The sequence below is a fragment of the Streptomyces sp. HUAS MS02 genome (assembly GCF_055702265.1).
The window spans coordinates 4,653,863-4,677,514 of the sequence record NZ_CM146747.1; the positions used below are offsets into that span (position 1 = coordinate 4,653,863).

The 23,652-nt window shown below is 71.7% G+C and carries 20 protein-coding genes and 1 pseudogene; 10 read left to right on the forward strand and 11 right to left on the reverse strand.

The features are described 5' to 3' along the window. The first annotated feature begins 74 nt into the window (after nucleotides 1–74). Together ACZ9QC_RS19990 and ACZ9QC_RS19995 are read left to right on the forward strand one after the other, a co-directional pair. Complete coding sequence (locus ACZ9QC_RS19990; protein WP_472921367.1) at nucleotides 75–488, forward strand: VOC family protein; 414 nt, start codon at nucleotides 75–77, stop codon at nucleotides 486–488. Nucleotides 489–601: 113 nt separating this feature from the next. Next, the gene (locus tag ACZ9QC_RS19995) at nucleotides 602–790 is read left to right on the forward strand and encodes an alpha/beta fold hydrolase (RefSeq protein WP_472921368.1); all 189 of its coding nucleotides are present in this window, start codon (nucleotides 602–604) and stop codon (nucleotides 788–790) included. A 68-nt stretch (nucleotides 791–858) separates the two neighbouring features. On the opposite strand, the gene ACZ9QC_RS20000 is transcribed toward ACZ9QC_RS19995, so the two are convergent. Both ACZ9QC_RS20000 and ACZ9QC_RS20005 read right to left on the reverse strand, forming a co-directional pair. Then, nucleotides 859–2,004, reverse strand: coding sequence for an RNA polymerase sigma factor (locus ACZ9QC_RS20000; RefSeq protein ID WP_472921742.1), 1,146 nt, complete (start codon nucleotides 2,002–2,004; stop codon nucleotides 859–861). A 23-nt stretch (nucleotides 2,005–2,027) separates the two neighbouring features. Then, on the reverse strand, nucleotides 2,028–2,435 hold the full coding sequence (locus ACZ9QC_RS20005; protein ID WP_472921369.1) for a YciI family protein: 408 nt from the start codon (nucleotides 2,433–2,435) through the stop codon (nucleotides 2,028–2,030). 579 nt (nucleotides 2,436–3,014) lie between these two features. On the opposite strand from ACZ9QC_RS20005, the pseudogene ACZ9QC_RS20010 reads away from it, so the two are divergent. After that, nucleotides 3,015–3,266 (forward strand): annotated as a pseudogene (locus ACZ9QC_RS20010) (glycosyltransferase); the annotation flags it as partial. A 199-nt stretch (nucleotides 3,267–3,465) separates the two neighbouring features. Beyond that, nucleotides 3,466–5,826 (forward strand): RNA polymerase recycling motor ATPase HelR, encoded by a 2,361-nt coding sequence (gene helR / locus ACZ9QC_RS20015; RefSeq protein ID WP_472921370.1) that lies wholly within the window; start codon nucleotides 3,466–3,468, stop codon nucleotides 5,824–5,826. A gap of 33 nt (nucleotides 5,827–5,859) precedes the next feature. On the opposite strand, the gene ACZ9QC_RS20020 is transcribed toward helR, so the two are convergent. The 6 genes from ACZ9QC_RS20020 to ACZ9QC_RS20045 form a co-directional block, all read right to left on the reverse strand. After that, nucleotides 5,860–6,393, reverse strand: a complete 534-nt coding sequence (locus tag ACZ9QC_RS20020) for a hypothetical protein (protein WP_472921371.1) — start codon at nucleotides 6,391–6,393, stop codon at nucleotides 5,860–5,862. Between the two features lie 87 nt (nucleotides 6,394–6,480). Further along, entirely contained in the window at nucleotides 6,481–7,842 is a 1,362-nt protein-coding gene (locus ACZ9QC_RS20025) for a helix-turn-helix domain-containing protein (RefSeq protein ID WP_472921372.1), read from the reverse strand. 230 nt (nucleotides 7,843–8,072) lie between these two features. Further along, nucleotides 8,073–8,639, reverse strand: coding sequence for a hypothetical protein (locus tag ACZ9QC_RS20030; protein ID WP_472921373.1), 567 nt, complete (start codon nucleotides 8,637–8,639; stop codon nucleotides 8,073–8,075). Nucleotides 8,640–8,940: 301 nt separating this feature from the next. Continuing rightward, nucleotides 8,941–9,828: a bile acid:sodium symporter family protein gene (locus ACZ9QC_RS20035; protein WP_472921374.1), complete on the reverse strand. Its 888-nt coding sequence runs from the start codon at nucleotides 9,826–9,828 to the stop codon at nucleotides 8,941–8,943. Nucleotides 9,829–10,028: 200 nt separating this feature from the next. Continuing rightward, the gene (locus ACZ9QC_RS20040) at nucleotides 10,029–10,544 is read right to left on the reverse strand and encodes a DinB family protein (RefSeq protein WP_472921375.1); all 516 of its coding nucleotides are present in this window, start codon (nucleotides 10,542–10,544) and stop codon (nucleotides 10,029–10,031) included. A gap of 469 nt (nucleotides 10,545–11,013) precedes the next feature. After that, complete coding sequence (locus tag ACZ9QC_RS20045; protein WP_472921376.1) at nucleotides 11,014–11,310, reverse strand: hypothetical protein; 297 nt, start codon at nucleotides 11,308–11,310, stop codon at nucleotides 11,014–11,016. Nucleotides 11,311–11,944: 634 nt separating this feature from the next. Here ACZ9QC_RS20045 and ACZ9QC_RS20050 point away from each other — a divergent pair. Further along, nucleotides 11,945–12,934, forward strand: coding sequence for an alpha/beta fold hydrolase (locus ACZ9QC_RS20050; protein ID WP_472921377.1), 990 nt, complete (start codon nucleotides 11,945–11,947; stop codon nucleotides 12,932–12,934). 218 nt (nucleotides 12,935–13,152) lie between these two features. On the opposite strand, the gene ACZ9QC_RS20055 is transcribed toward ACZ9QC_RS20050, so the two are convergent. After that, nucleotides 13,153–14,031, reverse strand: coding sequence for an alpha/beta fold hydrolase (locus ACZ9QC_RS20055; protein WP_472921378.1), 879 nt, complete (start codon nucleotides 14,029–14,031; stop codon nucleotides 13,153–13,155). A gap of 137 nt (nucleotides 14,032–14,168) precedes the next feature. Between ACZ9QC_RS20055 and ACZ9QC_RS20060 the strand changes: the two genes are divergently transcribed. Further along, a complete protein-coding gene (locus tag ACZ9QC_RS20060; protein ID WP_472921379.1) occupies nucleotides 14,169–16,106 on the forward strand; it encodes a BTAD domain-containing putative transcriptional regulator in 1,938 nt (645 codons plus the stop codon). 103 nt (nucleotides 16,107–16,209) lie between these two features. Here ACZ9QC_RS20060 and ACZ9QC_RS20065 read toward each other — a convergent pair whose 3' ends face one another. Continuing rightward, nucleotides 16,210–18,279 (reverse strand): RICIN domain-containing protein, encoded by a 2,070-nt coding sequence (locus ACZ9QC_RS20065; protein ID WP_472921380.1) that lies wholly within the window; start codon nucleotides 18,277–18,279, stop codon nucleotides 16,210–16,212. 379 nt (nucleotides 18,280–18,658) lie between these two features. On the opposite strand from ACZ9QC_RS20065, the gene ACZ9QC_RS20070 reads away from it, so the two are divergent. Next, a complete protein-coding gene (locus ACZ9QC_RS20070; RefSeq protein WP_472921381.1) occupies nucleotides 18,659–19,693 on the forward strand; it encodes a LacI family DNA-binding transcriptional regulator in 1,035 nt (344 codons plus the stop codon). 14 nt (nucleotides 19,694–19,707) lie between these two features. Here ACZ9QC_RS20070 and ACZ9QC_RS20075 read toward each other — a convergent pair whose 3' ends face one another. Then, nucleotides 19,708–19,944 carry a hypothetical protein gene (locus ACZ9QC_RS20075; RefSeq protein WP_472921382.1) on the reverse strand — a complete coding sequence of 79 codons (237 nt, stop codon included), beginning with the start codon at nucleotides 19,942–19,944 and terminating at the stop codon, nucleotides 19,708–19,710. Nucleotides 19,945–20,186: 242 nt separating this feature from the next. Here ACZ9QC_RS20075 and ACZ9QC_RS20080 point away from each other — a divergent pair, with 242 nt between their 5' ends. The 3 genes from ACZ9QC_RS20080 (at nucleotide 20,187) to ACZ9QC_RS20090 (ending at nucleotide 23,608) form a co-directional block, all read left to right on the forward strand. Beyond that, the gene (locus tag ACZ9QC_RS20080; RefSeq protein ID WP_472921743.1) at nucleotides 20,187–21,356 is read left to right on the forward strand and encodes a sensor histidine kinase; all 1,170 of its coding nucleotides are present in this window, start codon (nucleotides 20,187–20,189) and stop codon (nucleotides 21,354–21,356) included. Beyond that, entirely contained in the window at nucleotides 21,353–22,288 is a 936-nt protein-coding gene (locus ACZ9QC_RS20085; RefSeq protein WP_472921383.1) for a response regulator, read from the forward strand. The genes ACZ9QC_RS20080 and ACZ9QC_RS20085 overlap by 4 nt, the downstream gene beginning before the upstream one ends. A 99-nt stretch (nucleotides 22,289–22,387) precedes the next feature. Beyond that, nucleotides 22,388–23,608 carry a serine hydrolase domain-containing protein gene (locus ACZ9QC_RS20090; RefSeq protein WP_472921384.1) on the forward strand — a complete coding sequence of 407 codons (1,221 nt, stop codon included), beginning with the start codon at nucleotides 22,388–22,390 and terminating at the stop codon, nucleotides 23,606–23,608. The last annotated feature ends 44 nt before the right edge of the window (nucleotides 23,609–23,652 follow it).

The following is a 23,652-nucleotide window of genomic DNA, read 5'->3' on the forward strand; positions in this document are numbered from 1 at the left end:
GCCGTTGTCAGTGCCGAGGGCTAGTCTCCGGACAACCGACCGTATACCCGTTTGTCCGTTTCAGGGAGGTTCTCATGGTCTCGCGGCTCAACCCGTACCTCAGTTTCGACGGCGACGCCCGGCAGGCGATGGAGTTCTACAAGGAGGTCTTCGGCGGCGAGCTGACGCTGCACACCTTCGGCAACTTCGGCCAGCCCGGCGCCCCCGAGTCCGACAAGATCATGCACGGCATGCTGGAGGCGCCGAACGGCTTCACCCTCATGGGCGCCGACACCCCGCCCGGCATGGAGTACCAGCCCGGCGGCGGCTTCTCCGTCAGCCTCAGCGGCGACGACGACACCGAGCTGCGCGGCTACTGGGAGAAGCTGTCCGAGGGCGGCTCCGTCTCCGTCCCGCTCGACAAGCAGATGTGGGGCGACGTCTTCGGCATGTGTACGGACCGCTTCGGCGTCCCGTGGATGGTCAACATCAGCGAGCGGCAGGGCTGAGCCGGCGCGCACGACCGAGGGGTGCGGCGCCTCGTTGAGTTCTCGGCACCACCGCCCGGCGGAGCCGACGGACCCGACGGACCCGACGGACCCGACGGACGAGGAGACCGAAGGTGCCCAGGGGCGAGGCCCTGCCGCAGGCGGCCACCCACACCTTCGAGGGCGCGGGCCACTTCCCCCATGTGCCCCACCCGGAGGCGTACGCGCGTGCCGTGACGGCCTTCGTCGAGACGGCCGGCACGGCAGCACGCGCATCCGCAGCACGCACATCCGGCCGGCGTCCGGCGTCCAGCCGAAGCTGACGTTCGACTTGCCGTCGGAGCTGCCGATGATCCGGTGAACGCTCACGCTCATCGGTGTTGACGTCGCGTCAAGGACGGCGGCGGGCGTTGAGCCGGGCGGCCTGGCGGGTGAGGTGGGCGCGTTCGGCGAGGTTGGGGGCCTTGCGGGCGGCCTCGCTGTAGAGCCGTGCGGCCGTGGTCAGGTCGCCGTCGCGCTCGTGGAGGTGGGCCGCGACCGCGGTGTGGCGGGGCAGGGAGGCGTCCAGTTCGGCGAGGGCCGCGAGACCGGCGCGCGGACCGTCGGCCTCGCCCACGGCGACCGCGCGGTTGAGCCGGACGATGGGGTTGTCGGTCAGAGCCGCCAACTCGTCGTACCACTCGACGATCTGCACCCAGTCGGTCTCGGCGGCGGTGGGCGCGTCGGCGTGCAGGGCGGCGATCGCGGCCTGGGCCTGGAACTCGCCGAGCCGGTCGCGGGCGAGGGCCGCCTGGAGGATCCCGATGCCCTCGGCGATCAGACGCGTGTCCCAGCGCCCCCGGTCCTGCTCGGCGAGCGGCACCAGGCTGCCGTCGGGCGCGGTCCGGGCCGCGCGCCGGGCGTGATGGAGCAGCATGAGCGCGAGCAGCCCGGCCACCTCGGGGTGGTCGATCGCGGCCGCGAGCTGCCGGGTGAGCCGGATGGCCTCGGCCGCGAGGTCGACGTCGCCGGAGTAGCCCTCGTTGAAGACGAGGTAGAGCACGCGCAGCACGGTGGCGACGTCGGCCGGCCGGTCGAGACGCACACCGGAGACCGTCCGTTTGGCCCGGCTGATCCTCTGCGCCATGGTCGCCTCGGGGACGAGATAGGCCTCGGCGATCTGCCGGGTGGTGAGGCCGCCGACGGCACGCAGCGTGAGCGCGACCGCCGAGGCCGGGGTGAGATGCGGGTGCGCGCACAGGAAGTAGAGCTGGAGCGTGTCGTCCACGGCGGGCGCGGGCCCGGGCGCGGGCTGCTCCTCGACGCGGTCCTCACGTCGGCGGCGGGCGGCGTCGGCGCGGGCCGCGTCGAGGAACTTGCGCCAGGCCACGGTGACCAGCCAGCCCCTGGGATCACGCGGCGGGTCGGCCGGCCAGACGCGGAGCGCCTCGACCAGCGCGTCCTGCACGGCGTCCTCGGCCGCCGCGAAGTCGGCTCCGCGGCGGACGAGGACGGTGAGCACGCTCGGCGTGAGGCTCCTGAGCAGGATCTCGTCCATCACTTCGTGCTGCACGTGTGCTGTCACTCCGTGATGGTGGGCTGCACGCCGTAGAACGGGCGCACCTCCAGCCACTCGTGGATCGGCTTGCCGCCCGCCCCGGGGGCCGCGGACAACTCACCGGCCAGCTCGACGGCGCGCTCGTAGCTGTCGACGTCGATGACCATCCAGCCGGCGATCAGGTCCTTGGTCTCGGCGAACGGGCCGTCGGTGACCGGCGGGCGCCCCTCACCGTCGTAGCGGACCCACGCCCCCTCGGGCGCGAGCGCCTGGCCGTCGACGAACTCGCCGGTCTTCTCCAGCCGGGCCGCGAAGTCGTTCATGTACTGCATGTGCGCCGAGATCTCCTCGGGGCTCCACTGGTCCATCGGCACGTTGTTGACCGGGGCCGGGGCGCCTCGGTAGTGCTTCAGCAGCAGGTACTTGGCCATGGTCGTACTCCTCGGAACTCCTGCGACCCATTGTGGTCGCGTTCATACCGGGGACGAAGCTGGACGCGGGGTCTCGACATCGCCGTGGGATTTCTCCCGACAGTTTTTCTGGGGGCTGGGGAGCCGGTGAGCGGGGGCTGCCTCGGCGGGAGACGGGCCGGACACGACAAAGGCAAGGAGTCATGTACTCCTTGCCACTCTCAACGTATAGCGCACCGGGGGGCTTGCGGCAAGGCCCCCGTGGTGCCGCAGAATCTCCGGCCTGAGCCTGATTCGACGAATACCGGGGGCGCTTTGATGCGTGTGCTGTTGGCGAACGACGACTCGCGCGGGGGCGCCGAGCCCCTGGCCGGACTCGCGGTCCGCCTGCGTGAGCTCGGCGCGGAGGTGCGGGAGTGCGCGCCGCCGGACGAGGAGTTCGCGCGGCGGCCGACGGGTGCCGACGTACCGCTGGTGCCGTTCGGCCGTCCCGCACGCGCACTGATGACCGCGGCGGCGCCGCCGACGCCGAGCGGTGTGCCACGGCGGGCGGCCGAGCCGCCGACCGAGCTCGACGACGGGGCTGCTCCCGGCCGCGGTGTGGTCGTGCCGCAGGGTGCGGACCAGCCATACTTCGCGGGCCGGGTGGCCGGGCTGGGCATCGGCGTGGCCCACGAGGGTCCGACCCCGACGTTCGAGTCACTGTCGGCGGCGCTGAAGGTGGCCCTGGCGCCGGAGACGGCGACGCGGGCGGCCGAGGTCGCCGGGACGGTCCTGCCGGACGGGGCGGCGCGGGCGGCGAGGCTGCTGCTGGACACGTACGGAGGGGAGCGACGGTCTACGTCAGCATGAGCCGGGGTGGGGGCCGGAGGGCCGGAGGGATCATCACGCCCCAGGCCCCACCGACACACCGCCTGCCCTCATTCCCCACGCCCGCCCTCATTCCCACGCTCGCCTCATTCCCGTCGCTCGACACGCTCCACCCCTCCCACCTCCACCCCGTGACGCGCCCCTCACCCCGCCCTTCACTCCACGCCCGGAGCACGCGGACATGACCTTCGGAGTAGACGAGATGCACCCCTCGACCACCCCCACCCCCGCCCCCACGCCCGCCACCACCGACTCCGCCCCCAAGGCGGGTTCCACCCGCACCCACCCCAGCGCGTTCCGTCTCCCCGAGCGGCTCTCCGCCAAGGCCGGCCCCGCCCTCCTCTCCACCGACGAGCGGTACTTCGCGGACCTCGCCACCTCCCTCGCCCGGTCGATCGCCGAGGTCTCCGCCCAGCTCGACGCCGAACGGCGGGCCCCCGGCGGACTGGGCCGCCACGCCATGGACCGCGACACGGAGATCCACCGGCTGACCGCCCGTCTGCGCACCCTGCGCCGCTTCGGCCTGGACCTGTGCCTCGGCCGCATGGTGACCGAGGACGACCCCGAGACCCCCGTCTACATCGGCCGCCTGGGCCTCACCGACAGCACCACGGGCCGCCGTCTGCTGGTCGACTGGCGCTCCCCCGCCGCCGAACCCTTCTTCGGCGCGACCCACGCCAACCCGATGGGCCTCACCAGCCGCCGCCGCTACCGCTGGACCGACGGCCGTATCAGCGACTACTGGGACGAGATCTTCTCCTCGTCCGAGCTCGACAGCCTCACCGACCACCACCACACGGCCGCGCTCGACGACCAGTCCGCGTTCATCGCCAGCCTCGGCACCAACAGGTCGGAGCGCATGCGGGACGTCCTCGGCACCATCCAGGCCGACCAGGACGCCATCATCCGCGCGAGCTCCCGGGGCGCGCTGGTCGTGGACGGCGGGCCCGGCACCGGCAAGACGGTCGTCGCCCTGCACCGTTCCGCGTACCTCCTCCACTCCGATCCCCGGCTGGGCCACCGCCGGGGCGGCGTCCTCTTCGTCGGCCCCCACCGCCCGTACCTCTCCTACGTCGCCGACGTCCTGCCCAGCCTCGGCGAGGAGGGCGTGCAGACGTGCATCCTGCGCGACCTGGTCGAGGAGGGGGCGACGGCCGGCGTCGAGCCCGACCCGGAGGTGGCCCGTCTGAAGTCGTCCGCGGCGCTGGTCGACGGCATCGAGAAGGCCGTCCGCTTCTACGAGGAACCGCCCACCGAGGGCATGACGGTCACGACCCCCTGGTCCGACATACGGCTGAGCCCCGCCGACTGGACGGCGGCCTTCGACGCGGCGGAACCGGGCACCCCGCACAACGAGGCCCGCCACCAGGTCTGGGAGGAGTTGCTGACGATCCTGACGGACAAGCACGAGGCCGCGACCGACCCCGACGGGGACCCCGACGCCGAGACGGCCGTACCCCCGGCCCTCCTCCGCAGGTCCCTGCTCCAGAACAGGGACCTGGTCACGACCTTCAACCGGGCCTGGCCGCTGCTGGAGGCGGCGGACCTGGTGGGAGACCTGTGGACGGTACCGGCGTATCTGCGGCTGTGCGCGCCCTGGCTGAGCCGTGACGAGGTCCGGCTCCTCCAGCGCGACGACCCCCAGGCGTGGACGACCTCCGACCTCCCCCTCCTCGACGCCGCCCGCCGGCGCCTCGGCGACCCGGAGACGGCCCGCCGCAAACGCCGCCACCAGGCCACGCTCGCCGCACAGCGCGAGCGGATGACCCAGGTCGTGGACAACCTGATCGAGGCGGTCTCCAACTCGGGCGCCGACGGCGACGACGGCGAGGGCCTGGTGACGATGCTGCGCGGCGAGGACGCCCGGGTGAGCCTGGTCGACGACTCCGAACTCCACACCGCCGACCCGGACCTGCTGGCGGGTCCCTTCGCCCACATCGTCGTGGACGAGGCGCAGGAGCTGACGGACGCGGAGTGGCAGATGCTGCTGCAGCGCTGCCCGTCCCGCAGCTTCACGATCGTCGGCGACCGCGCCCAGGCCCGGCACGGCTTCACGGAGTCCTGGGAGGACCGCCTGAACCGGGTGGGCCTGGACCGCGTCACGCAGTCCTCCCTCACCATCAACTACCGCACCCCGGAGGAGATCATGACGGAGGCGGCACCGGTGATCCGCGCCGCACTCCCCGACGCGAACGTCCCGACCTCCATCCGCAGCAACGGCGTCCCCGTCGACCACACCCCGACCTCGGACCTGACGACGGCCCTGACCTCGACCCTCGACACCTGGCTGTCCGCCAACCCCGACGGAACGGCGTGCGTGATCACAGCGCCGGACGTCGCGACGCACGTCCAGGCGACCCGGTACGTCCGCGCGACCCCCCGGGTCCGCGTGCTGACCCCCGAACTCTCGAAGGGCCTCGAATTCGACTTCGTGGTGCTCGTCGACCCGGAAACCTTCGGCGAGGGCATCGAGGGAGCGGTGGACCACTACGTGGCGATGACCCGGGCGACCCAGCGGCTGGTGATCCTCACGACCGTCTGACCCTGCGCTGCCCCCGGAGGTTCCCCCCGATGGTCAGCCGCCGCGGGCGGCTCCCTCCGGCCAGACGACGTCCACGGGGATCCCGGCCGCCCGCGCCGCGAGCACGGCATCGGCGGTGCCGCCGCCCTTGCCGGTGGGCGGCGCACCGTCCCACACGGCCACGAGGCGGTCGGCCCGCTGGACGAGCACGGCGTTGGCGGCCTCGTACGCCTCCCGGTCGGCCGTCTCGTAGGGCAGCGCGACGACCTCCTCGGCGGCCGCCGACAGCCGGTCGTACGAGCCCCCGTGCTCGGGCTCGACGACGCCGCGCCGGTAGTCCCGGGAGGGCACGACGACGACCAGCCGCCCCCCGGCGGCGAGCACGGCCTCGGCGAAGACCGTGTCGGCCCCCTTGGCGATGCAGGACACCCCGACGAGCGGGCCGTCCTCCCCGGCGTACGGCTTGAGCAGCTCGTCCAGCGCCGCGCGCACGAGGGGGATGGCCCGCTGGGTCAGATCCAGGTGACCGGTCACCGCGATGGTGGTCCGCTGCTGACGCGGAACGGGGTCACCCTCAGCGTCGGTCATACGGAGACGCCTCCCTGTCGATCACTGATGGTCCCTCGTGGTGGTCCCTCCAGGTGGTCCCTCGTAGTGGGGCACTCCCGGTGGTCCCTAGTCGCTGTCGAGGGGGACCCAGGCCCGCCCTCCTGTGTCGTCCGTGCCGTACCAGTAGCGCGGCATTCCCTTGATGCCGGCGGTGTGGAAGGGGCGGCCGTGGTCGTCGATGCGGATCGTGCCCGTGCGGCCCTGGGAGGACCAGTCGAGTTCGAGGTACCAGCGGGCATCGTAGGTCTGTGTCGTCGCGTCGACCAGCAGCACCTCGGGGTCGTCGGCCGAGACACGGTACGGGAAGCGCACGGCCGGGAGGACACGTCCGCCGTCGGCGCCGTCCTCGCCGTCCTTCGGGTGGACGATGGGGCGGTCCGCGTCGAGGTTCACGGTGAAGCGGCGGGGCGTGAGCTCGCTGCCGCAGCCCTGGCCCATGTTGTACGCGGTCCCGTCGTCCGGGGTGTCGCGGCCGACGACGCGGACGTGGAGCGCGTCCAGGACCACCGCCGCCGAGGACTTCCCCTGCACCGAGATCCGCACCTTCGTCCGCCGCCCGTGCACCGCGTTCTGCGTCGCCGCCCAGACCTCGGCGTCCTGCTCCGACGGTGGCGGAGGCACCTGAGCGGGCGGCTTGTCGATGACGTAGTCGTGGTCACACCCGCTCTCCCAGACGAGGGAGTCGACGCTCCAGGTGAGGGGCGGGTCGGCGGCCGGCGGGTTCGTCGGGCGGTCGGATGCGCCAGGGGTGGGGGTCCCCATGCTCGTGGGGCGGGAGGTGTCCGCCTCGGAGGAGCGGCCGTTCGAGTGCGCGGAGAGGCTGCCGATGGTGAGGGCGGTGCCGCCGACGAGCAGGGCGCCGGCGGCGGCCACGGAGGCCAGGATGCGCCGACGGCGGTACCAGGGGTGAGCGTGGGGACGGGGGTGGGGACCGGAGGAGGGGGGCGACACGTCCGGGTCGGGGTGGTGGTGGCCGGGGTGCTCTGGGGAGCGGCTCTCTTCGGCGAGGGTTCCGTCCGCGTCGGCGTGCGCGTGTTCGTGCGCGTCCTCATCCGCGGCCGGTGCTGGTGCTGGTGCTGGTGCTGGCGTTGGTGCTGGTGCTGGTGTTGGCGTTGCTGCCGGTGCCGGTGCCGGAGCTGGGATCACCGCTTCCGGCGCATCGGTCGTACGCACCCGCTGCCGAGCCGCGAGCGCCGACAGCCACAGCCGGTGCAGATCGAGCCGCTCCTGTGGTGTCGCGCCGCAGAAGGCCGCGAGCCGCTCCACGGGCGCGTAGTCCTGGGGTACGGCGTCGCCCGCGCAGTACCGGTGCAGCGTGGAGGTGTTCATGTTGAGACGGCGGGCGAGGGAGCCGTAACTCCGGTCGGTACGGTCCTTCAGACGCCGCAGCAGCGCCGCGAACTCCTCGGCATCGCCCTGAATCGACATCGTTCCCCCGCCGTCCCCACCGCCCGCGATCCCGCATCCCGGGCTCTGATGTCACCGCACGTATCCGTACGGGTATCAGTACGTGTATCAGTGCGCCTCTCAGCACACGTATCACTGCACGTCAGATGCGCGGGGATGGTTCCACCGGTGCCCGCCCCCTGCCCCGGTGCCGGGGCCGGTGCCGGTGCCGCCCGCTGTCGTACCGGACGGCACGGGATGGGGCACCGCCGTCAGCGGACGCTGGTGGTCCCGATGCCGGCGATACGGTCGTACCGCTCCACCACCACGAAGAGCTTGACCTTCTGCGTCGTCGTTCCGCTGCCGAAGGTCAGGGTGACCGCGACCTCGTGGCTGTGCCCCATGCTGCCGTTGTCGGTCACCGTCCACCGCGCCGGAACGTTCTGGGCGCGCAGGACGCCGTCGGCCCCGTTCTTCTTCTCCCAGGCGGTCAGCCGCTTGGCGAAGTCGGGCGTCAGGTAGTGCTTGCGGAGCGCCTTGGCCAGTGTGGTGTCCGGGTCCGAGTAGTCGCCCTTCGCGTCGATGTACGCGCCGTAGAAGTCGGCGACGCGGGTCACCACGGTGCCGGGCGTACCGGTGACCGACTTCGGTGCGGTGACCGGCTGCTTCGACTGAGCGGCGGCGACCGGCTTCGACCAGGCGGTGGGTGCCTGTGCCGAGGCGGGGACGGACGCCTGCGCCGGCAGCTGCGCCGACACACCGAGCCCGACGGCGAGGACGAGACCGGCGGCGGCCGCGCGGAGACCGTGGGCACGGCGGGCGGAGAACTTCGTGTTCATGTGCGTCATCCATCTCTGTTCGTCGACCCGGCACTCGGGCACGGAGATGCCCGGTACGCAGGGTCGGGAGGGTGTCGTCGCCACACGGCGGCCGGGCCGGTCGTTGTGACCCGGCCGGGGCGACACCCAGAGCTTCGAGGACGCCGGGACCCACCACAACAGCTGCCGCCCCGTCCCGGACGGCAGAACGGTCCCACCCCTGCTGACCTGGGATGAATGGGTTCCTGGGAATGCCCTGGGAATATCCTGGGATACGTCCTTCAGTGCACCCGGGACCCAGCGGAAGAGCGGACTCGCCGGCTCAGCCCACCGTGGAGGAACGCCCTGCGGGAGCCCCTGAACGATCCCGGGTGATGGCGTACCCGAAGGCCGTCGCCAGGACGTACATCAGCACCGAGTAGACGGCACTGGGAACGGCGACCTCGGTGCTGTCGAGGATGCTCAGGGCGATGGTGAGGGCCACGGTGGTGTTGTGGATACCCACCTCCATGGCGCTGGCGACGGCCTGGGGCTGACTGAGGCGCAGCGCTCGGGCACCGCCGTAGCCGATGCTGAGGCTGGCGAGGCAGAAGATGCCGGTGACCAGGCCGACCTGGCGAAGGTAGTCGGCGAGGTTCTCCCGCTCCCCCAACAGCGCCGCGAGGGACACCGCGACCAGGACGGCGATGGAGAACACCCGCACCGGACGGTCGGCGCGGGCGGCGAAGTCGGCGGACCGCCGCCGGACGAGCATGCCGAGCCCGACCGGGATGAGCACGATGGCGATCACCTGTAGCACCTTGCCGAACTGCAGTCCCAGGTCGCCCTCGGCGTCGAAGTGGCTGATGGCCAGGTTGGTGACGAGGGGAATGGTGACGGCCGCGAGTACCGAATTGATCGCGGTGAGGGTGATGTTGAACGCCACGTCCCCGCGGAACAGGTGGCTGAAGAGGTTGGCGGTGGTGCCGCCCGGTGACGCGGCGAGCAGCATAACGCCCACCGCGAGCAACGGGTCCACGTCGAAGACCTTGACCAGCCCGAAGGCGACCAGCGGCAGCACCACGATCTGCACGGTCAGCGCGAACACGACCGCCTTCGGCGAGCGGGCCACCCGCTTGAAGTCGGCCGTGGTGAGCGACAGCCCGAGACCGAACATGATGATGGCGAGCGCGACGGGCAAGCCGGTCGTGATCAGCGCTGAATCCTTCATGCGTCACGCTTCCTGGAGGACGGCACGAAGGCAGCGAGGACTGCGCGAACTGCCGCACGGGGCCCGTAGGTCGCCACAGTGAACCAGCACCGACCCGCTGTTACAAGGCTTCGGCTGACCTGCGTATCGGCGCGGCCCGACGCCGCTGGTGCTCCTGCAACGGGGCGTCGCAAGAAGGCAGTTCCCAGTTCCGATGTGCCCTAGTAGTACCCTTTTTCCCCGTCGAGCAGCTCTCTCACGATGTCCGCGTGGCCCGCGTGTCGTCCGGTCTCTTCGACGAGATGGATGAGCATCCAGCGGAGGTTGGCCTTGCCGGCGCGGAAGTCGGGGTGGCGGCCGACGTCGTCCAGGGACGCCTCGGCTACGATCTCGTTGCTCCGGACGCACTGGGCCTCGTACTCCGCGAGCAGCTGCTTCAGCGAGCTGCCGTCGGTGCGCCAGTCCGCGTCCTCGCCCATCGCGGTCAGGGACGGATTCTGCGCCTTGTCGCCGCCCAGGAACAGCACCTCCAGCCAGGTGTGTTCGACCCACCGCATATGGCTGATGAGCCCGGCCATCGTCATCGCCGGCGAGGTGGGGATGACGGAGCGATGCGCGTCGGCCTCGCTCAGACCCTCGCATTTCCATCTCAGGATCTGCCGTTGCAGATCCAACCAGCCGACGAGCGCGGTACGTTCGTCGGCCTGAAAGGGGGGACGCTCAAGTGAGGGTGACATGCCCGCACGTTAGACCGCCCGGTCTCCGGACGCCGCCCGATTTCCGATCCAGGATGCGCCGGACGACCCGCAGTTCGCCCCAACTGCGTGCTCCGCGCCTACCGCCTCTGGTTCGAGCACACGCGCACATGCACCGCCGGCTGCAAGGGCGCCCCCAAGGCCCAGGACGGCTGCGAGGACGGACGTCGGCTGTGGGGCACGTACCGCCTCGCTCGCATCGGAAAGGCGACGACCTCATGGTGATGCGCGGGTGTACAACCCCGTGCGGATGCCGGCCGTCTGTAAGGCGCTGGAAGATTGAGCCTTCGGTGCCTACGACCCGGCCGAGCGACGCGAAGTGACTCGCCTGGAAAGCGGTCCAGCCGTACTCGACGTCGCGCCGCAGGACCTCGACAGCCAGGGGCTCGACGGCCGTCTCGTCACACGTCCCCGTGATCACTACATCGAGCGGATCGAGCCGTCGCGTCGATCAGGCCGTGCGACGACGGCTGGCGCGGAACCAGCGGACACCTTTCACGGCGTACACGGCGGCCATGAGCGCGAAGCCGACGAAAGTGAGCCAGAACCAGGAATCCGCCACTGCGAGGCTCAGCAGCAAGCCGCCGAAGAGCAGTAGGGAGGCGACGACGTCCAGCAGGTCGAGGCGTGCCTCGAACCGCACCGCCGAGTCGGATCCGCGCAGTCGGCGGATCACGGGAACGAGGCCGAGGGCCTGCAAGACGGCCAGACCGAGAGCGAACCAGACGAACCAGCCGGGTATGTCCACGGCGCGCACTGTATCGCGCCCTCCGGAACCCTGGGTGTCCAAGTGCGTGACAACAACGACGAACGACAGCGGACGCCCGCGAACGTCAGCGGACCACACCATCGCAGCTCAGAGCCACACCAGATCGTCGTACTACGAGGTGACCGTGTTGGTGGCAGTCCTCAACGAGTGGCCAAGACCGGCACGTTGGGCGGCTTCGCGCGAAGATCACCTCTTGCCGGGCCTTCCACAATGCACGTAGCCGAGACGCGGCGCACGCTGTGATGACTCGGTAAGCCTGTCTGATTCCGGTACGCACAGGTCCCCGCAAGGGCACATAAAAGCAGGCCAGTTGGCAGGCCAGGTGAACCACGCTCATGCCGAACCCGTTGATCAGTCAGCGCATCGTACCGGTCGCGCGGCTGACATCGGAGAGTGTGACGCCACGGCACTCGCGCACGACCCTCTGCCGGTCCCCCATCGCCGCCGGCGTCCGGGCCACGTCGTCCCCTGCCACCGTCCCTGGTCCTCCCCGCCGTGCCGCTTCACCGCTCTGTCCTGCAAGGTTGCCGGAATGGCAACGCTGATCGCGCCGAGTGGCCGCCGCGCCGCATGATCGATGGGTCCCCCGCCGGCCGCGAATCAAGGAGTCCCCATGCGATCCGAGCCGACCGCCGCACTGCGCCACCGCACCGTCGAGGCCCCGGCCGGGCGCCTGCACCTGGTCGAGCAGGGCATCGGCCCGCTGGTCCTGCTCGTGCACGGTTTCCCCGAGTCCTGGTACTCCTGGCGCCACCAACTCCCGGCCCTCGCCGCGGCCGGCTACCGGGCGGTGGCGATCGACGTGCGTGGTTACGGCCGCTCCTCCAGGCCGGAGGCGGCCGAGGCCTACCGCATGCTCGACCTGGTGGAGGACAACGTCGCCGTCGTGCGCGCCCTCGGCGAGGAGAGTGCGGTGATCGTCGGCCACGACTGGGGATCCAACATCGCCGCCGCCTCCGCCCTCCTCCACCCCGGAGTCTTCCACGCGGTCGGCTTGCTGAGCGTGCCGTACGCACCGCCCGGCGGCCCCCGTCCCACCGACATCTTCGGCCAGATCGGCGGCCCCGAGCAGGAGTTCTACGTCTCCTACTTCCAGGAGCCCGGCCGCGCCGAGGCGGAGATCGAGCCCGACGTCCGGGGCTGGCTCGCGGGCTTCTACGCGGCCCTGTCCGCCGACACCATGCCCGCCCCGGGCGAGCCCGACCCGCACTTCGTCACCCGCGGCGGCGGCCGGCTGCGTGACCGCTTCCCCACGGGGGCTCTCCCGGCCTGGCTGAACGAGAGTGACCTAGACGTCTACGCCGGGGAGTTCGAGCGCACAGGGATGACCGGCGCGCTCAACCGCTACCGCAACATGGACCGCGACTGGGAAGACCTCGCCCCGCACCGTGGAGCCCCGATCAAGCAGCCGTCCCTGTTCGTCGGCGGCGCGCTGGACGCCTCCACCACCTGGATGTCCGACGCCATCGACGCCTACCCCACCACCCTCCCCGGTCTGTCGGCCTCCCACCTCCTGGAGGGCTGCGGCCACTGGATCCAGCAGGAGCGTCCCGACGAGGTCAACCGCCTGCTGAGCGACTGGCTCGCCACCCTTCGCGGCTGAACCAGGCAATCCAGGCACAGCAGACCGCGCGGCGGCCCGGTGCGTACACCCGTGCGTGGGGCGTTGCCCCGCCCTGCCGAGCGTCCCTTGGTGTTCCCCGGGCCGCGGCGGCGGCCGTAGGGAGGGGGGCTGGTCGGCGTGGCCTGATGGCGGGGCCCGTCCAGCGCCGGGACGCGGGGGCTCACCCGCCGCCTCTCGCGGCCCGGCCCGGATGGAGCTCAGCGGAGCAGGAGGTCGCGGATCGCCTTCGTGATCTCGTCGGGCGCCTCCTCGGCCATGAAGTGCCCCGCCCCGGTCAGCCGGTGGTCCAGGTCCGGCGCCCACGCGTGCCAGACCGCGGCGGCGTCGTAGCCCAGTCGCGCGCCCCAGTCCTGCTGGACGACCGTCACGGGCATGGCCAGCTGGGAACCCGCGTCCTGGTCCGCCTGGTCGTGTGTGACGTCGATGCCCGCCGAGGCCCGGTAGTCCGCGACGATCGACGCCACGGCCGCGGCGCTCGCACGCAGATACGCGGACCGGACCGGTTCCGGCATGGCGGCCGGGTCATCGGACCAGGCGTCGAGGAAGGAGCCGAAGAAGGCGTCAGCACTGTTGGCGATCATCGTCTCCGGCAGGCCCGGCGGCTGCGCCATGAGGAACAAGTGGTAGCCGACCGCCGCCGGGACACCGTGCAGGACGTTCCACATGTCCAGGGTCGGCACGACGTCGAGGATGCCCAGGTGCGTGAGAGTCTCGGGATGGTCCAGTCCCGCCCGGAAGGCGACCAGGGCACCCCGGTCGTGGCCGACCAGGGCGAAGCGCTCATGGCCGAGTGCCGCCGCCAGGGCGACGACATCGGCGGCCATGGTGCGCTTGGAGTACACCTCAGGGCCGGTGGCCACCGGCTTGTCACTGGCGCCGTAGCCGCGCAGGTCGGGACAGATCACCGTGTGCTCGTCGGCGAGCCGCTCGGCGACGTGCCGCCACATCAGGTGGGTCTGGGGGAAGCCGTGCAGCAGCACGACCGGGCTGCCCTGGCCGCCGACAGCCGCAGCCAGCTCCACTCCGTCGGCGCCGGGCAGACGGAGGTGGTCGAAACCGGGGATGGTGAGCGTCATGAAAGGCCCCTTCCTGGGGTCGGGGGACCGGCAAAGGCCTTGGTCCAAGGACTGAGGGGGTCAGCGTGGGCGACGGCGATCAGCAGCCGATCAGTACGCTTCGCCGGCGCGGACCCGCGGCACGGAAGATGGACGCCATGCGAATCGACGTCCTCGGTGCCGTACGGGCCCTCCGCGACGACGGCACCACGGTCGACCTGGGCGGACCCCGCCACCGCGAGGTACTCGCCCGGCTTGTCGCCGCCGGGGGACGGATGGTGCCCACCGACACCCTCGTGGACGACCTGTGGGCCGAGCCTCCGGTGCGGGCCGTGGGTGCGTTGCGTACGTTCGTCGCCGCGCTGCGCCGCGCCATCGAACCCGACCGGCCGCCCCGCACCCCGCCGCGCGTCCTCGTCACGGAAGGACCCGGCTACGCGCTGCGCCTGCCACGCGACTCCGTGGACGTCCACCGGTTCGAGGACGCCCTGGCCCGCGCCCGGCGTACACCCGATGCGCTGACCGACCTCGACGCGGCCCTTGAAGCCTGGCGCGGCCCCGCCTACGCCGACGTGACCGGCTCAGCGTGGGCCCAGCGCGAACAAACCCGGCTGGAGGAGCTGAGGCTGGAAGGGACGGAACTGCGCGCCCGCCTTCTCCTCGACTCCGGTTCAGGAGCCGAGCTGGTCGCCGAACTGGGCACCCACGTCGCCGAACACCCCTGGCGTGAGCCGGCCTGGGGGCTGCTGGCCCGCGCACTGCACCGGGCGGGCCGTACGGCGGACGCATTGGCCGCCCTCCGCCGCGCCCGCACGATGCTCGTGGACCAGCTCGGGCTCGACCCCGGCGCCGACCTGCGGCGCCTGGAGATGGACATTCTCCAGGGGGCTACCTCGCTTCAGCCGCCGCGCACCGTGTGGACCGCCGGCGTACGACTCGGCCCGCGCACCACCGTCGAACTGGCCCGCACCCTGGCCCTGGCGGGTGGTGACGCTCTCGTCCATTCGCGGCGCGACCGCCTCGCCGCCGTCCAGGCGGCAGAGCGCACCGGAGACATCGACCTGACCGCCCGCGTCATCGGCGCCTACGACGTGCCCGCCCTGTGGAGCCGGGCCGACGACCCCGAGCAGTCCCGCGCCGTCGTCGCGGCGGCCGAGCGTACGCTCACGGCACTCGGCACCGACGGCCCCGCCGAACTGCGCGCCCGCCTGCTGGCCACCGTCGCGGTCGAGAGCCGCAGCGCCGAACTGTCCGCCATCGAACTGAGGCGCGCCGGGCAGGCGGCGCGCGAGGCCGAGGCGCTGGCCCGGGAGCTGGGCGATCCCGCCCTGCTGGTGTTCGCCCTCAACGGCGTCTTCCTCCAGTCCTTCACCCGGCCCGGGCTCGCGGCGGCACGGGACGTGATCGGCGCCGAGATCCTCGACCTGGCCACCCGGCACAAACTGGCGAACTTCGCCGTGCTGGGCCGGCTCATTTGTCTGCAATCCGCCTCCGCCCTCGGCGACCTCGACGCCGCGACCGCACACGCCGAGGCCGCCGAGCAGCTCGCCGTCAGCACCGAGGCCTCGGCCGTCCCCGTACTCACCAGCTGGTTCCGCGCCCGGGTCACAGCCGCACACAGCACCGCACCGGGCGGACCGACCGCCGCCACAGCCGCAGCGCACTACCGCGCCGCCGAAGACACCCTCGCCGAGACAGCGGGCATGCCGGGGCTGCACCGGGGCCTGTTCGCCCTCGCCCTCCTGGGCCTGCGCCTCCTGCACGGCCGTCCCGCGCCCACCGATCCCGCTCTCGACTGGGGCCCCTACCACCCCTGGACGCGCCCCTTGGCGCTGCTCGCCCACAACCGGACCGAAGAGGCCCGCACCGCGCTGACCACGGCGCCCGAACCGCCCCTTGATCACATGCAGGAAGCACTCTGGTGCCTGACCGCCCACGCCGCCGCCCGCCTCCACGAACGCCCGCTCGCCGCCCGCGCGGCGACGGCCCTGCACGCCGCCCGCCTCGAACACGCGGGCGGGGCGAGCGGGATGCTGACTCTGGGGCCGGTGGCGCGCTATCTGGCGGAAGCCGAGGCTTGCGCCAACACCAGATGACCGACACGGACGAGGGGAATGTCGAACGGCGCACGGCGTGAGAAAGCCCGAAAGCCCCAGGCCGATTTCACGACCTGGGGCTTCTCGGCGGGAGGGGGCAGGGCTACGGCGCCGCGGTCGGCGTCACGTCCGTCAGCGTCCAGCGCTGGTTCAGGCCCGAGTTCGGGGTCCAGACTCCCACGCTCGCGCCGTCGTTCGTCGACTGGCCGTGGACGTCCGGGAGTTGGCCCGTGGCCACGTTCACCAGGGTCCATGTGCCGTTGCCCGTCGAGGACAGGATCCACTGGGCGGCCTCGTCGCGCGTGGCCGTGTCACGTTCCGCCACCAGGGAGTCGAAGCGGATGGCCAGGCGCTTGCGCGAGGTCGGCTCCGTCAGGGCGTAGCGGGTGCGGTTGTCGGTCGCGCCCTTGCCGATGCGGTCCAGGGTCCACTGCTGGGCGTTGCCGGCCGCCGTGCTCGGGGTCTTGATGACCAGGCTCTTGCTGTCGGGGCCCACGGCCAGGTTCTTGCCGCTCTGGACGCCCGTCAGGGTGTAGCTGTGGTTGTCCTGGAGTTCGGCCTTGGCGGTCGCCACCCCCGAGACGCCGTTGACCAGGAAGGAGGTCACGGACTGGGCCGGGACCGTGATCGTCGCCTGCTTGCCGGTGACCTTGACCGCCTTCTTGCGGATCAGCTTGCCGGCGGCGTCCGTGACCACCGGGGTGATCGTCGCCTTCTTGGAGACCTTGCCGAACTTCGAGAGGTCGACCGTCACCGCGCGGGACTCGGTGGTGCTGTTGACGTGGACGACCGTCGCCTTGTCGCCCTTCTTCGCCACCGCGGCCGTGCTCGACTCGTCGTTGGTCTTGATCAGACGGTCGCCCGGCTTGATGTAGTGCGTGAAGTTGCGGGCCGTGTCGAACTTGGTGTTCGTATAGATGGGGCAGGTCTTCAGGGTGTCCGACTTCTTGCAGGCGAAGGAGAGCTGGATCGAGCCCCAGTTGCCGCCCTTCTCCGACTCGCCGCCCGGCTTCATGTTGTCGTAGTCCTCGACCGGCTGCCAGAAGACCCAGGCCTGGGGCTCCAGTTCGCGCAGGTCGTCGACGATGCGCTGGGCGAGGCCCAGGCCGGGGCGCATGTCGGTGAAGCTCTGGCCGTCGCCCCAGTCGCCCTCGACCTCGGACATCCACAGCGGCTTGTCTGCGGCCTTGGCGAGGTCGCGGACCGTGGTGCGCTGGCTGGTGCCGTAGGTGTGGACGTTCATCTGGTCGACCAGGTCACGGACCTCCTGCGGGTAGGAGTTCCAGTTCGTGGCGAACGTGCCGGGGTTCGTCTCGTCCATCGCGGAGATCTTCGCGCGGCTGCGGGAGTCCTCCAGGACCGGGCCGAGCGCCCTGAGGACCTTCTGCTGGAGCTCGGGGCCCATGTGGGCGCCCTCCTGGCGGCCGCCGGTCGGCTGGCCGTCGGCGCCGAGCTTGGTGCCCCAGTAGTTGGTGTTGGGCTCGTTGAACGGGTCGAGGGTGTCGACCTTGATGCCGTGCGCCTTCTCCAGGCGCTCGGTGGCGCCGACCAGGTACTCGGCGAAGTCCTCGACCGACTCCTCCTTCAGCTGGTCCTTCGAGGAGTCGAAGCCGCCGGAGACGTAGCCGCTCTCCGTCATGAACCACGGCGGGGAGTTGCTGAAGGTCTCCCAGTGCGTGATGTCCTTCTTGATGCGGTCGACCCACCAGCGCTGGGTGGCGTCGGCGTTCTTGTTCCAGTCCTTCTTGTCGTCAGCGCTCCACCAGTCGACGTCCTCGCGGGTGGTGCCCGCCGGGGCCTTCCACCAGCCCTCGACCGCACCCCCGGCCCGCAGGTAGTCCTTGACGTCGGGGGCGTTGCCGCCGCCGATGTTGTAGCGGGCGATGTTGAGGTTGAGGCCGTCCGCGCCGAAGAGGAGCTTGGCGAGCTTCTCGCGTATCGCGGGCGGGTAGTCGCCGGTCGCGTTGGCGAACCAGACCAGGCTGGTGCCCCAGCCCTCGAAGCTCTGGCCCTTGTAGGAGGGGTCGGGGCTGACCGTCACGGACGCGGCGGCGGGGGCCGACGTGTCGGCGTGCGCCATCGGCAGGGAGGTCGTGGCCATGGCGGTGCCGGTGGCCAGGGCCGTGATGCCGATGGCTCCGAGGAGCCGTCTCGTACGGGTGCGGTGTGCCATTCGAGTACTCCAACTCTTCCGTGTGCCGCGTCCCGGCGGTGCACGGAGATCGGGGCCGACGTTCAGCGTGGTGCGTGCGGTGCGAGGCGAGGCGGTGCCTGTGCCGCGGGTGTGTGCGTCGTGCTGCGTGCCGCGTGGTGCGTGGTGCGTGGTGCTGCGGCGATGCGGGGTGACGAGTGTGGTGCGGTTCGAGGTGTTCTCGTATGGTTTGTCTCAGTGGATGTTTACGTAAACATCCACTGAGGCGGATGTCTACACTGTCCGAATCTCGGTGGTCAAGGAGTCGTCAAGAGTCGATCTGAGGAGTCGGGGGAACAAGGTGGACACAACCGACGGACGCACGAGGAGACGTGGCGCCCGGCCCCGCCAAGGGCCCTCGATGGGAGACGTCGCGCGGGTCGCCGGGGTCTCCGCCCAGACCGTCTCCCGCGTCTCCAACGGCTTCGCCGGCGTCAACGAGGACACCCGCCGGCAGGTCCTCGACGCCATGCGGGAGCTGGGGTACCGGCCCAACAGCGCGGCGCGGGCCCTGCGGCGCGGGGAGTTCCGGACCCTCGGGGTGATCACCTTCTCCCTCTCCACCCTCGGGAACATCCGCACGCTCGACGCGATCGCCACGTCCGCCGCGCGGGAGGGGTACGCCGTCACGCTGCTGCCCGTCGCCGTGCCGACGCAGGACGAGGTGAACGGGGCGTTCTCCCGGCTCGGGGAGCTGGCCGTGGACGCCGTGATCGTGATCATGGAGGTGCATCTGCTGGACGCGGCGACCGTGTCCGTGCCGCCCGGGGTGCAGGTCGTGGTCGCCGACTCCGACGCCGGGGACCGGTACACCGTCGTCGACACCGACCAGGCGGGGGGCGCGCGGGACGCCGTACGGCATCTGCTGGAGCTGGGGCACGGGACCGTGTGGCACCTGGCCGGGCCCGAGGACTCGTTCGCGGCGCAGCGGCGGGCGAACGCGTGGCGCGCCACACTCACCGAGGCGGGCGTGGCGGACGCGCCGCCGTTGGTGCGCGGCGACTGGTCGGCCGAGTCCGGGTACCGGGCCGGGTTGCGAATCGCCGAGGAGGCGGACTGCACGGCCGTGTTCGTCGCGAACGATCAGATGGCGCTGGGGTTGTTGCGGGCGCTGAACGAGCGGGGACGGCGGGTGCCCGAGGACGTCAGTGTCGTCGGGTTCGACGACATTCCCGAGGCCGCGTCCTTCCTGCCGCCCCTGACCACCGTCCACCAGGACTTCGCGGAGGTGGGACGGCTGTGTGTGGAGGGGGTTCTCCGCAAGATGCGGGAGGGCGGGCGAGAGGAGGACGAGACGGAAGGGCACGGGACGACACTCGTGCCGACGCGGCTCGTACGGCGACGGAGCACGGCACCGCCGCCGGGGTCCGCCCCGCCGCCGGGGTCCGTTCGCTGAGGTCCGCTGAGCGTTCAGGGGGCGCTCGTCGTCGACTCCTCGGGCTGCTCGCGTCGCCGCTCGTCCCCGCGGCCGGTGACCTCGCCGTACGCCCGGTGGAGGCGGCCGAGCTCCCAGAGCAGGTAACCGCTGGCGCCGGCGAACGGGAACCATGTGCCCAGGTGGAAGACGAGGACCGGCATGTACAACAGGCCGACCAGAACGACGAACTTGAACAGGACGGCTGTGTACGGCTGACCGTGTTCGACCATGATGTGCCCTCCCCTGCCGTGGACCCACGCTGAGCGCGATCGCGTGCATGGCCCCCCTCGGCCCCTCGGCCTCTGCTTCGCCATGATGCCGCCGGGTCGGCGGCTCCGCGAGGGTCGGCGATTGCTGCGCCACGTATCTTCACAACCGCTCAGCTATACGGTGTGGACTCGTGAACGGCATACGGGGGGCTCGGGGTTGGTGGGCGCGGGGGCGAGGGCTCGCGGAGAGGTACCCGTGGGTGGTGGATGTCGGGGTCGCCCTGTTGGTGCAGGGGGCCATGACCATGCCGTTCGTGCTGCCTCGGGCGGTCGGGCTGGCGCCGGCGACTTGGGCCGCGTACGGGATGATGACGCTCACCGTGGTGCCGCTGGTGTGGCGGCGGCGGGCTCCGCTCGCCGTGCTGCTGGCGATTCTGGTGACCAGCATGGTCTACAAGCTGGCCGTCGACGGGCCCGGGCAGCCGCTGCCGTACAACGGGCTGGTGATCGTCTACACGGTCGCCGTCCTGTCGTCGCCCTGGAAGCGGCTCGTCAGCGGGGTGCTGGTGCTGATCGCCGTGCCTGTGGGGGTCTGGCTCAACACGCGGTCGGCGCGTGAACTGACCTTCTCCGCCTTCGTGTTCGCGGCCGCCTACGTCTTCGGGCGGCTCACCGACGCCCGTCAGCGCGCCCACCGGGTCGAGGCCGAGCGGGCCGCCGCGCGGGAACGGGCCCGCATCGCACGGGAGATGCACGACATCCTCTCCCACGCCGTCAGCCTGATGATCGTGCAGGCGGAGGCCGGGCCCGTGGCGGTGCGTACGGCGCCGGAGCGGGCCGAGGCCGCCTTCGACGCGATCTCCGAGACCGGGCGGGACGCCATGGTCCAGCTGCGGCGGATGCTCGGCCTCCTCCGGGACAGCGAGGAGGCCGGCGAGGAGGTCGGCGAGGACGGCGGTGAGGACGGCGGCGTGGGGGCCCGCTCGGGGTACGCGCCCGGGCTCGCGCCCCGTGCGCCTCAGCCCGGGGTCGGGGAGTTGCCCGCGCTGTTCGAGCGGGTGCGGGGCAGCGGGCTTCAGGTCCGGTACGAGGTCGTGGGGTCGGCGCATGTGCTGCCGCAGGCCGTCGGGGCGACCGTCTTCCGGGTCGTGCAGGAGGCACTGACGAACACGGTCAGGCATGCGGCGGCCCGTACCGCCACCGTCCAACTCACCTACGGCACAGACGAATTGGGGGTACGCGTGATCGATGACGGGCGAGGGGCTCGGGCGGGGTCCGGCGGCGGTGGGCACGGGCTCGTGGGGGTGCGGGAGCGGGCCGCCGCACTCGGGGGTACGGCGGAGGCCGGGGCCGGGCCCGGGGGACGCGGGTTCGAGGTGCGGGTGCGGATACCCGTGCAGGCCGTGGTCGCGACGGCGGAGGCGGGCCGGTGACCGGTGAGGCGATCCGGGTGGTCGTCGCCGACGACCAGGAGCTGGTGCGGAGCGGGTTCGCGTTGATCCTCGACGTGCAGCCCGACATCGAGGTCGTCGCGGAGGCCGGTGACGGGGCGGAGGCGGTCGAGGCGGTGCGGCGGCACCGCGCCGACGTGGCACTGCTCGACATCCGGATGCCCCGGATGAACGGCATCGAGGCGTGCCGGGCGATCAGTGAGACATGTGCGAGCGGGACGAGCATTACGAGCGGGACAAGCAGTACGAGCAGTACGAGGACTGCCGGCGGTGCGGGCGGTGCCGGCGGCGCGGGCGGCGGGTGTCGGGTGGTCATGCTGACGACCTTCGACTCCGACGAGTACGTGTACGAGGCGCTGCACGCGGGGGCCAGTGGGTTTCTGCTCAAGGACGTCCGGCGGGACGATCTCGTGCACGCGGTGCGGGTGGTGGCGCGGGGCGACTCGCTGCTCGCGCCGTCCGTGGCCCGGCGGCTCGTGGAGCAGTACACGCGGCCCACCGTGAACGCCGCCCGGGGCCGACGGCCCGATCCCCGGCTCGACGTGCTGACCGGCAGGGAGCGGGAGACCCTGTTGCTGCTGGCGCGGGGGCTGTCGAACGCCGAGATCGCCGCCGAACTGGTCGTCAGCGATCACACGGTCAAGACCCATGTCGGCAACGTGCTCGCCAAGCTCGGCCTGCGCGACCGTATCCAGGCGGTGATCTGCGCGTACGAGACGGGGCTGATCGCGGCGGGTGACGACTCGCTCTGGGCAGCCGGTTCATCGACTGCGGCGGGCGACGCGTCCCTCGGGGAGGCGGCCGGTTCACCTCCTGCCCGCCCCGGTACGCCGGGCGGGGCCGGGAGTCGCTCGCCCGGGGGAGCCGGCCGCGCCTGGTCCTCCCCCATGTCGGCGAGGAAACGGCGCCGCTAGCACGCTGCAGAACCGCTCGCTCGGGCGATCCGCTGGGAGCCGCCGGTCAGAAGGATGGGGCCACGACCTGAACACCGGCCCACATCCCAGGAGTTGACCATGAGGAGCACCACCCGTACGTTGCTCGCCGCCGCCCTCGTGCTGGGGGTGGCCGCCGGGCCGACGGTGCTGCCGGCCACGGCGGCCACCGACGCCGCACCAGCCCTCGCCCCCACCCTCGCCTCCGCCTCCTCACGGTCGCAGGCACCGTCGTCGGCTGACACCCGGCTCGCCGCCGCCATGGAGGCCGCCATCGCCGGGCTGCCCTCCGCCGACGCGACCGCCGCGCTCGTACGGGTCGGGGGGAGCGAGGGGGTGTGGCGCGGCAGTTCGGGTGTGCACGACCTCACCACCGGGCGGTCGGCCGACCCGAACGCCCGCTTCCGGGCCGGGTCGGTGACCAAGGTGTTCACGGCCGCCCTCGTGCTGCGGCTGGTCGCCGAGGGGAAGGTCGACCTCGGCCGGAGCGCGCGCTCGTACCTGCCCGAGCTGATCCCGGCGTCGTACGGCGATGTCACCGTCCGGCAGTTGCTCAACCACACGCACGGCATCCCCGCGCCCGACTTCCCGTGGACGACCGTCGAGGGGGCGTACGCGAACCGCTTCCGGATCCACGACCCCGAGGAGATGGTGCGGTCGGCGACGGCGAAGGAGCGGGAGTTCGCGCCGGGAGAGCGGCAGCACTACCTCAACATCGGCTACACGATCGCCGGACTCATCGTCGAGCGGGTGACGGGGGACTCGTACGAGGAGCAGGTCGCGCGGCAGGTGCTGAGGCCGCTCGGGCTGCGGGACACGTACTTCCCGGGGACCGATCCGCGCATCGTCGGCCCGCACAACCACGGGTACCAGCGGATGACCCTCGACGACGGGACGACCGGGCTGCGGGACGTGACCGTGTGGGGCGTCACGGACGGGTGGGCGGCCGGGGACATCGTCTCGACCACCGCCGATCTGGAGCGTTTCACGAAGGCGCTGTTCCGGGGGCGGGTCGTGCCGCGCGGGCCGGTGCTGGAGGAGATGTTCACGGTGCCGGGGGTGACGGACCACACGACAGGCAGCCCCGCCGAGTACGCCGTCGGCCTGGCGCGCAAGGTGCTCGGCGGGCGTGAGGTGTGGGGCAAGACGGGTGGCCGCTGGGGCTACAACAGCGTCATCGCCTCCACGCGCGACGGCTCGCGCACCCTCGTCTACAGCGTCAACTCCACGGACGCCAAGGGCAGCACCATGAACAAGGTGGCCATGAGCGTGATGGTGGCGGCCTACGGGATGCCGTCGTAGCGGGCACGATCCGATCAGGACAACTGACCTACAGATTTGGTTAG

Excerpts from the sequence above, each read along its gene's own strand:
- ACZ9QC_RS19990 (WP_472921367.1), top strand. The coding sequence starts at position 75 with ATGGTCTCGCGGCTCAACCCGTACCTCAGTTTCGACGGCGACGCCCGG.
- ACZ9QC_RS20000 (WP_472921742.1), bottom strand. The coding sequence starts at position 2,004 with ATGGACGAGATCCTGCTCAGGAGCCTCACGCCGAGCGTGCTCACCGTC.
- ACZ9QC_RS20005 (WP_472921369.1), bottom strand. The coding sequence starts at position 2,435 with ATGGCCAAGTACCTGCTGCTGAAGCACTACCGAGGCGCCCCGGCCCCG.
- helR (WP_472921370.1), top strand. The coding sequence starts at position 3,466 with ATGACCTTCGGAGTAGACGAGATGCACCCCTCGACCACCCCCACCCCC.
- ACZ9QC_RS20020 (WP_472921371.1), bottom strand. The coding sequence starts at position 6,393 with ATGACCGACGCTGAGGGTGACCCCGTTCCGCGTCAGCAGCGGACCACC.
- ACZ9QC_RS20025 (WP_472921372.1), bottom strand. The coding sequence starts at position 7,842 with ATGTCGATTCAGGGCGATGCCGAGGAGTTCGCGGCGCTGCTGCGGCGT.
- ACZ9QC_RS20030 (WP_472921373.1), bottom strand. The coding sequence starts at position 8,639 with ATGAACACGAAGTTCTCCGCCCGCCGTGCCCACGGTCTCCGCGCGGCC.
- ACZ9QC_RS20035 (WP_472921374.1), bottom strand. The coding sequence starts at position 9,828 with ATGAAGGATTCAGCGCTGATCACGACCGGCTTGCCCGTCGCGCTCGCC.
- ACZ9QC_RS20040 (WP_472921375.1), bottom strand. The coding sequence starts at position 10,544 with ATGTCACCCTCACTTGAGCGTCCCCCCTTTCAGGCCGACGAACGTACC.
- ACZ9QC_RS20050 (WP_472921377.1), top strand. The coding sequence starts at position 11,945 with ATGCGATCCGAGCCGACCGCCGCACTGCGCCACCGCACCGTCGAGGCC.
- ACZ9QC_RS20055 (WP_472921378.1), bottom strand. The coding sequence starts at position 14,031 with ATGACGCTCACCATCCCCGGTTTCGACCACCTCCGTCTGCCCGGCGCC.
- ACZ9QC_RS20060 (WP_472921379.1), top strand. The coding sequence starts at position 14,169 with ATGCGAATCGACGTCCTCGGTGCCGTACGGGCCCTCCGCGACGACGGC.
- ACZ9QC_RS20065 (WP_472921380.1), bottom strand. The coding sequence starts at position 18,279 with ATGGCACACCGCACCCGTACGAGACGGCTCCTCGGAGCCATCGGCATC.
- ACZ9QC_RS20070 (WP_472921381.1), top strand. The coding sequence starts at position 18,659 with ATGGGAGACGTCGCGCGGGTCGCCGGGGTCTCCGCCCAGACCGTCTCC.
- ACZ9QC_RS20075 (WP_472921382.1), bottom strand. The coding sequence starts at position 19,944 with ATGGTCGAACACGGTCAGCCGTACACAGCCGTCCTGTTCAAGTTCGTC.
- ACZ9QC_RS20090 (WP_472921384.1), top strand. The coding sequence starts at position 22,388 with ATGAGGAGCACCACCCGTACGTTGCTCGCCGCCGCCCTCGTGCTGGGG.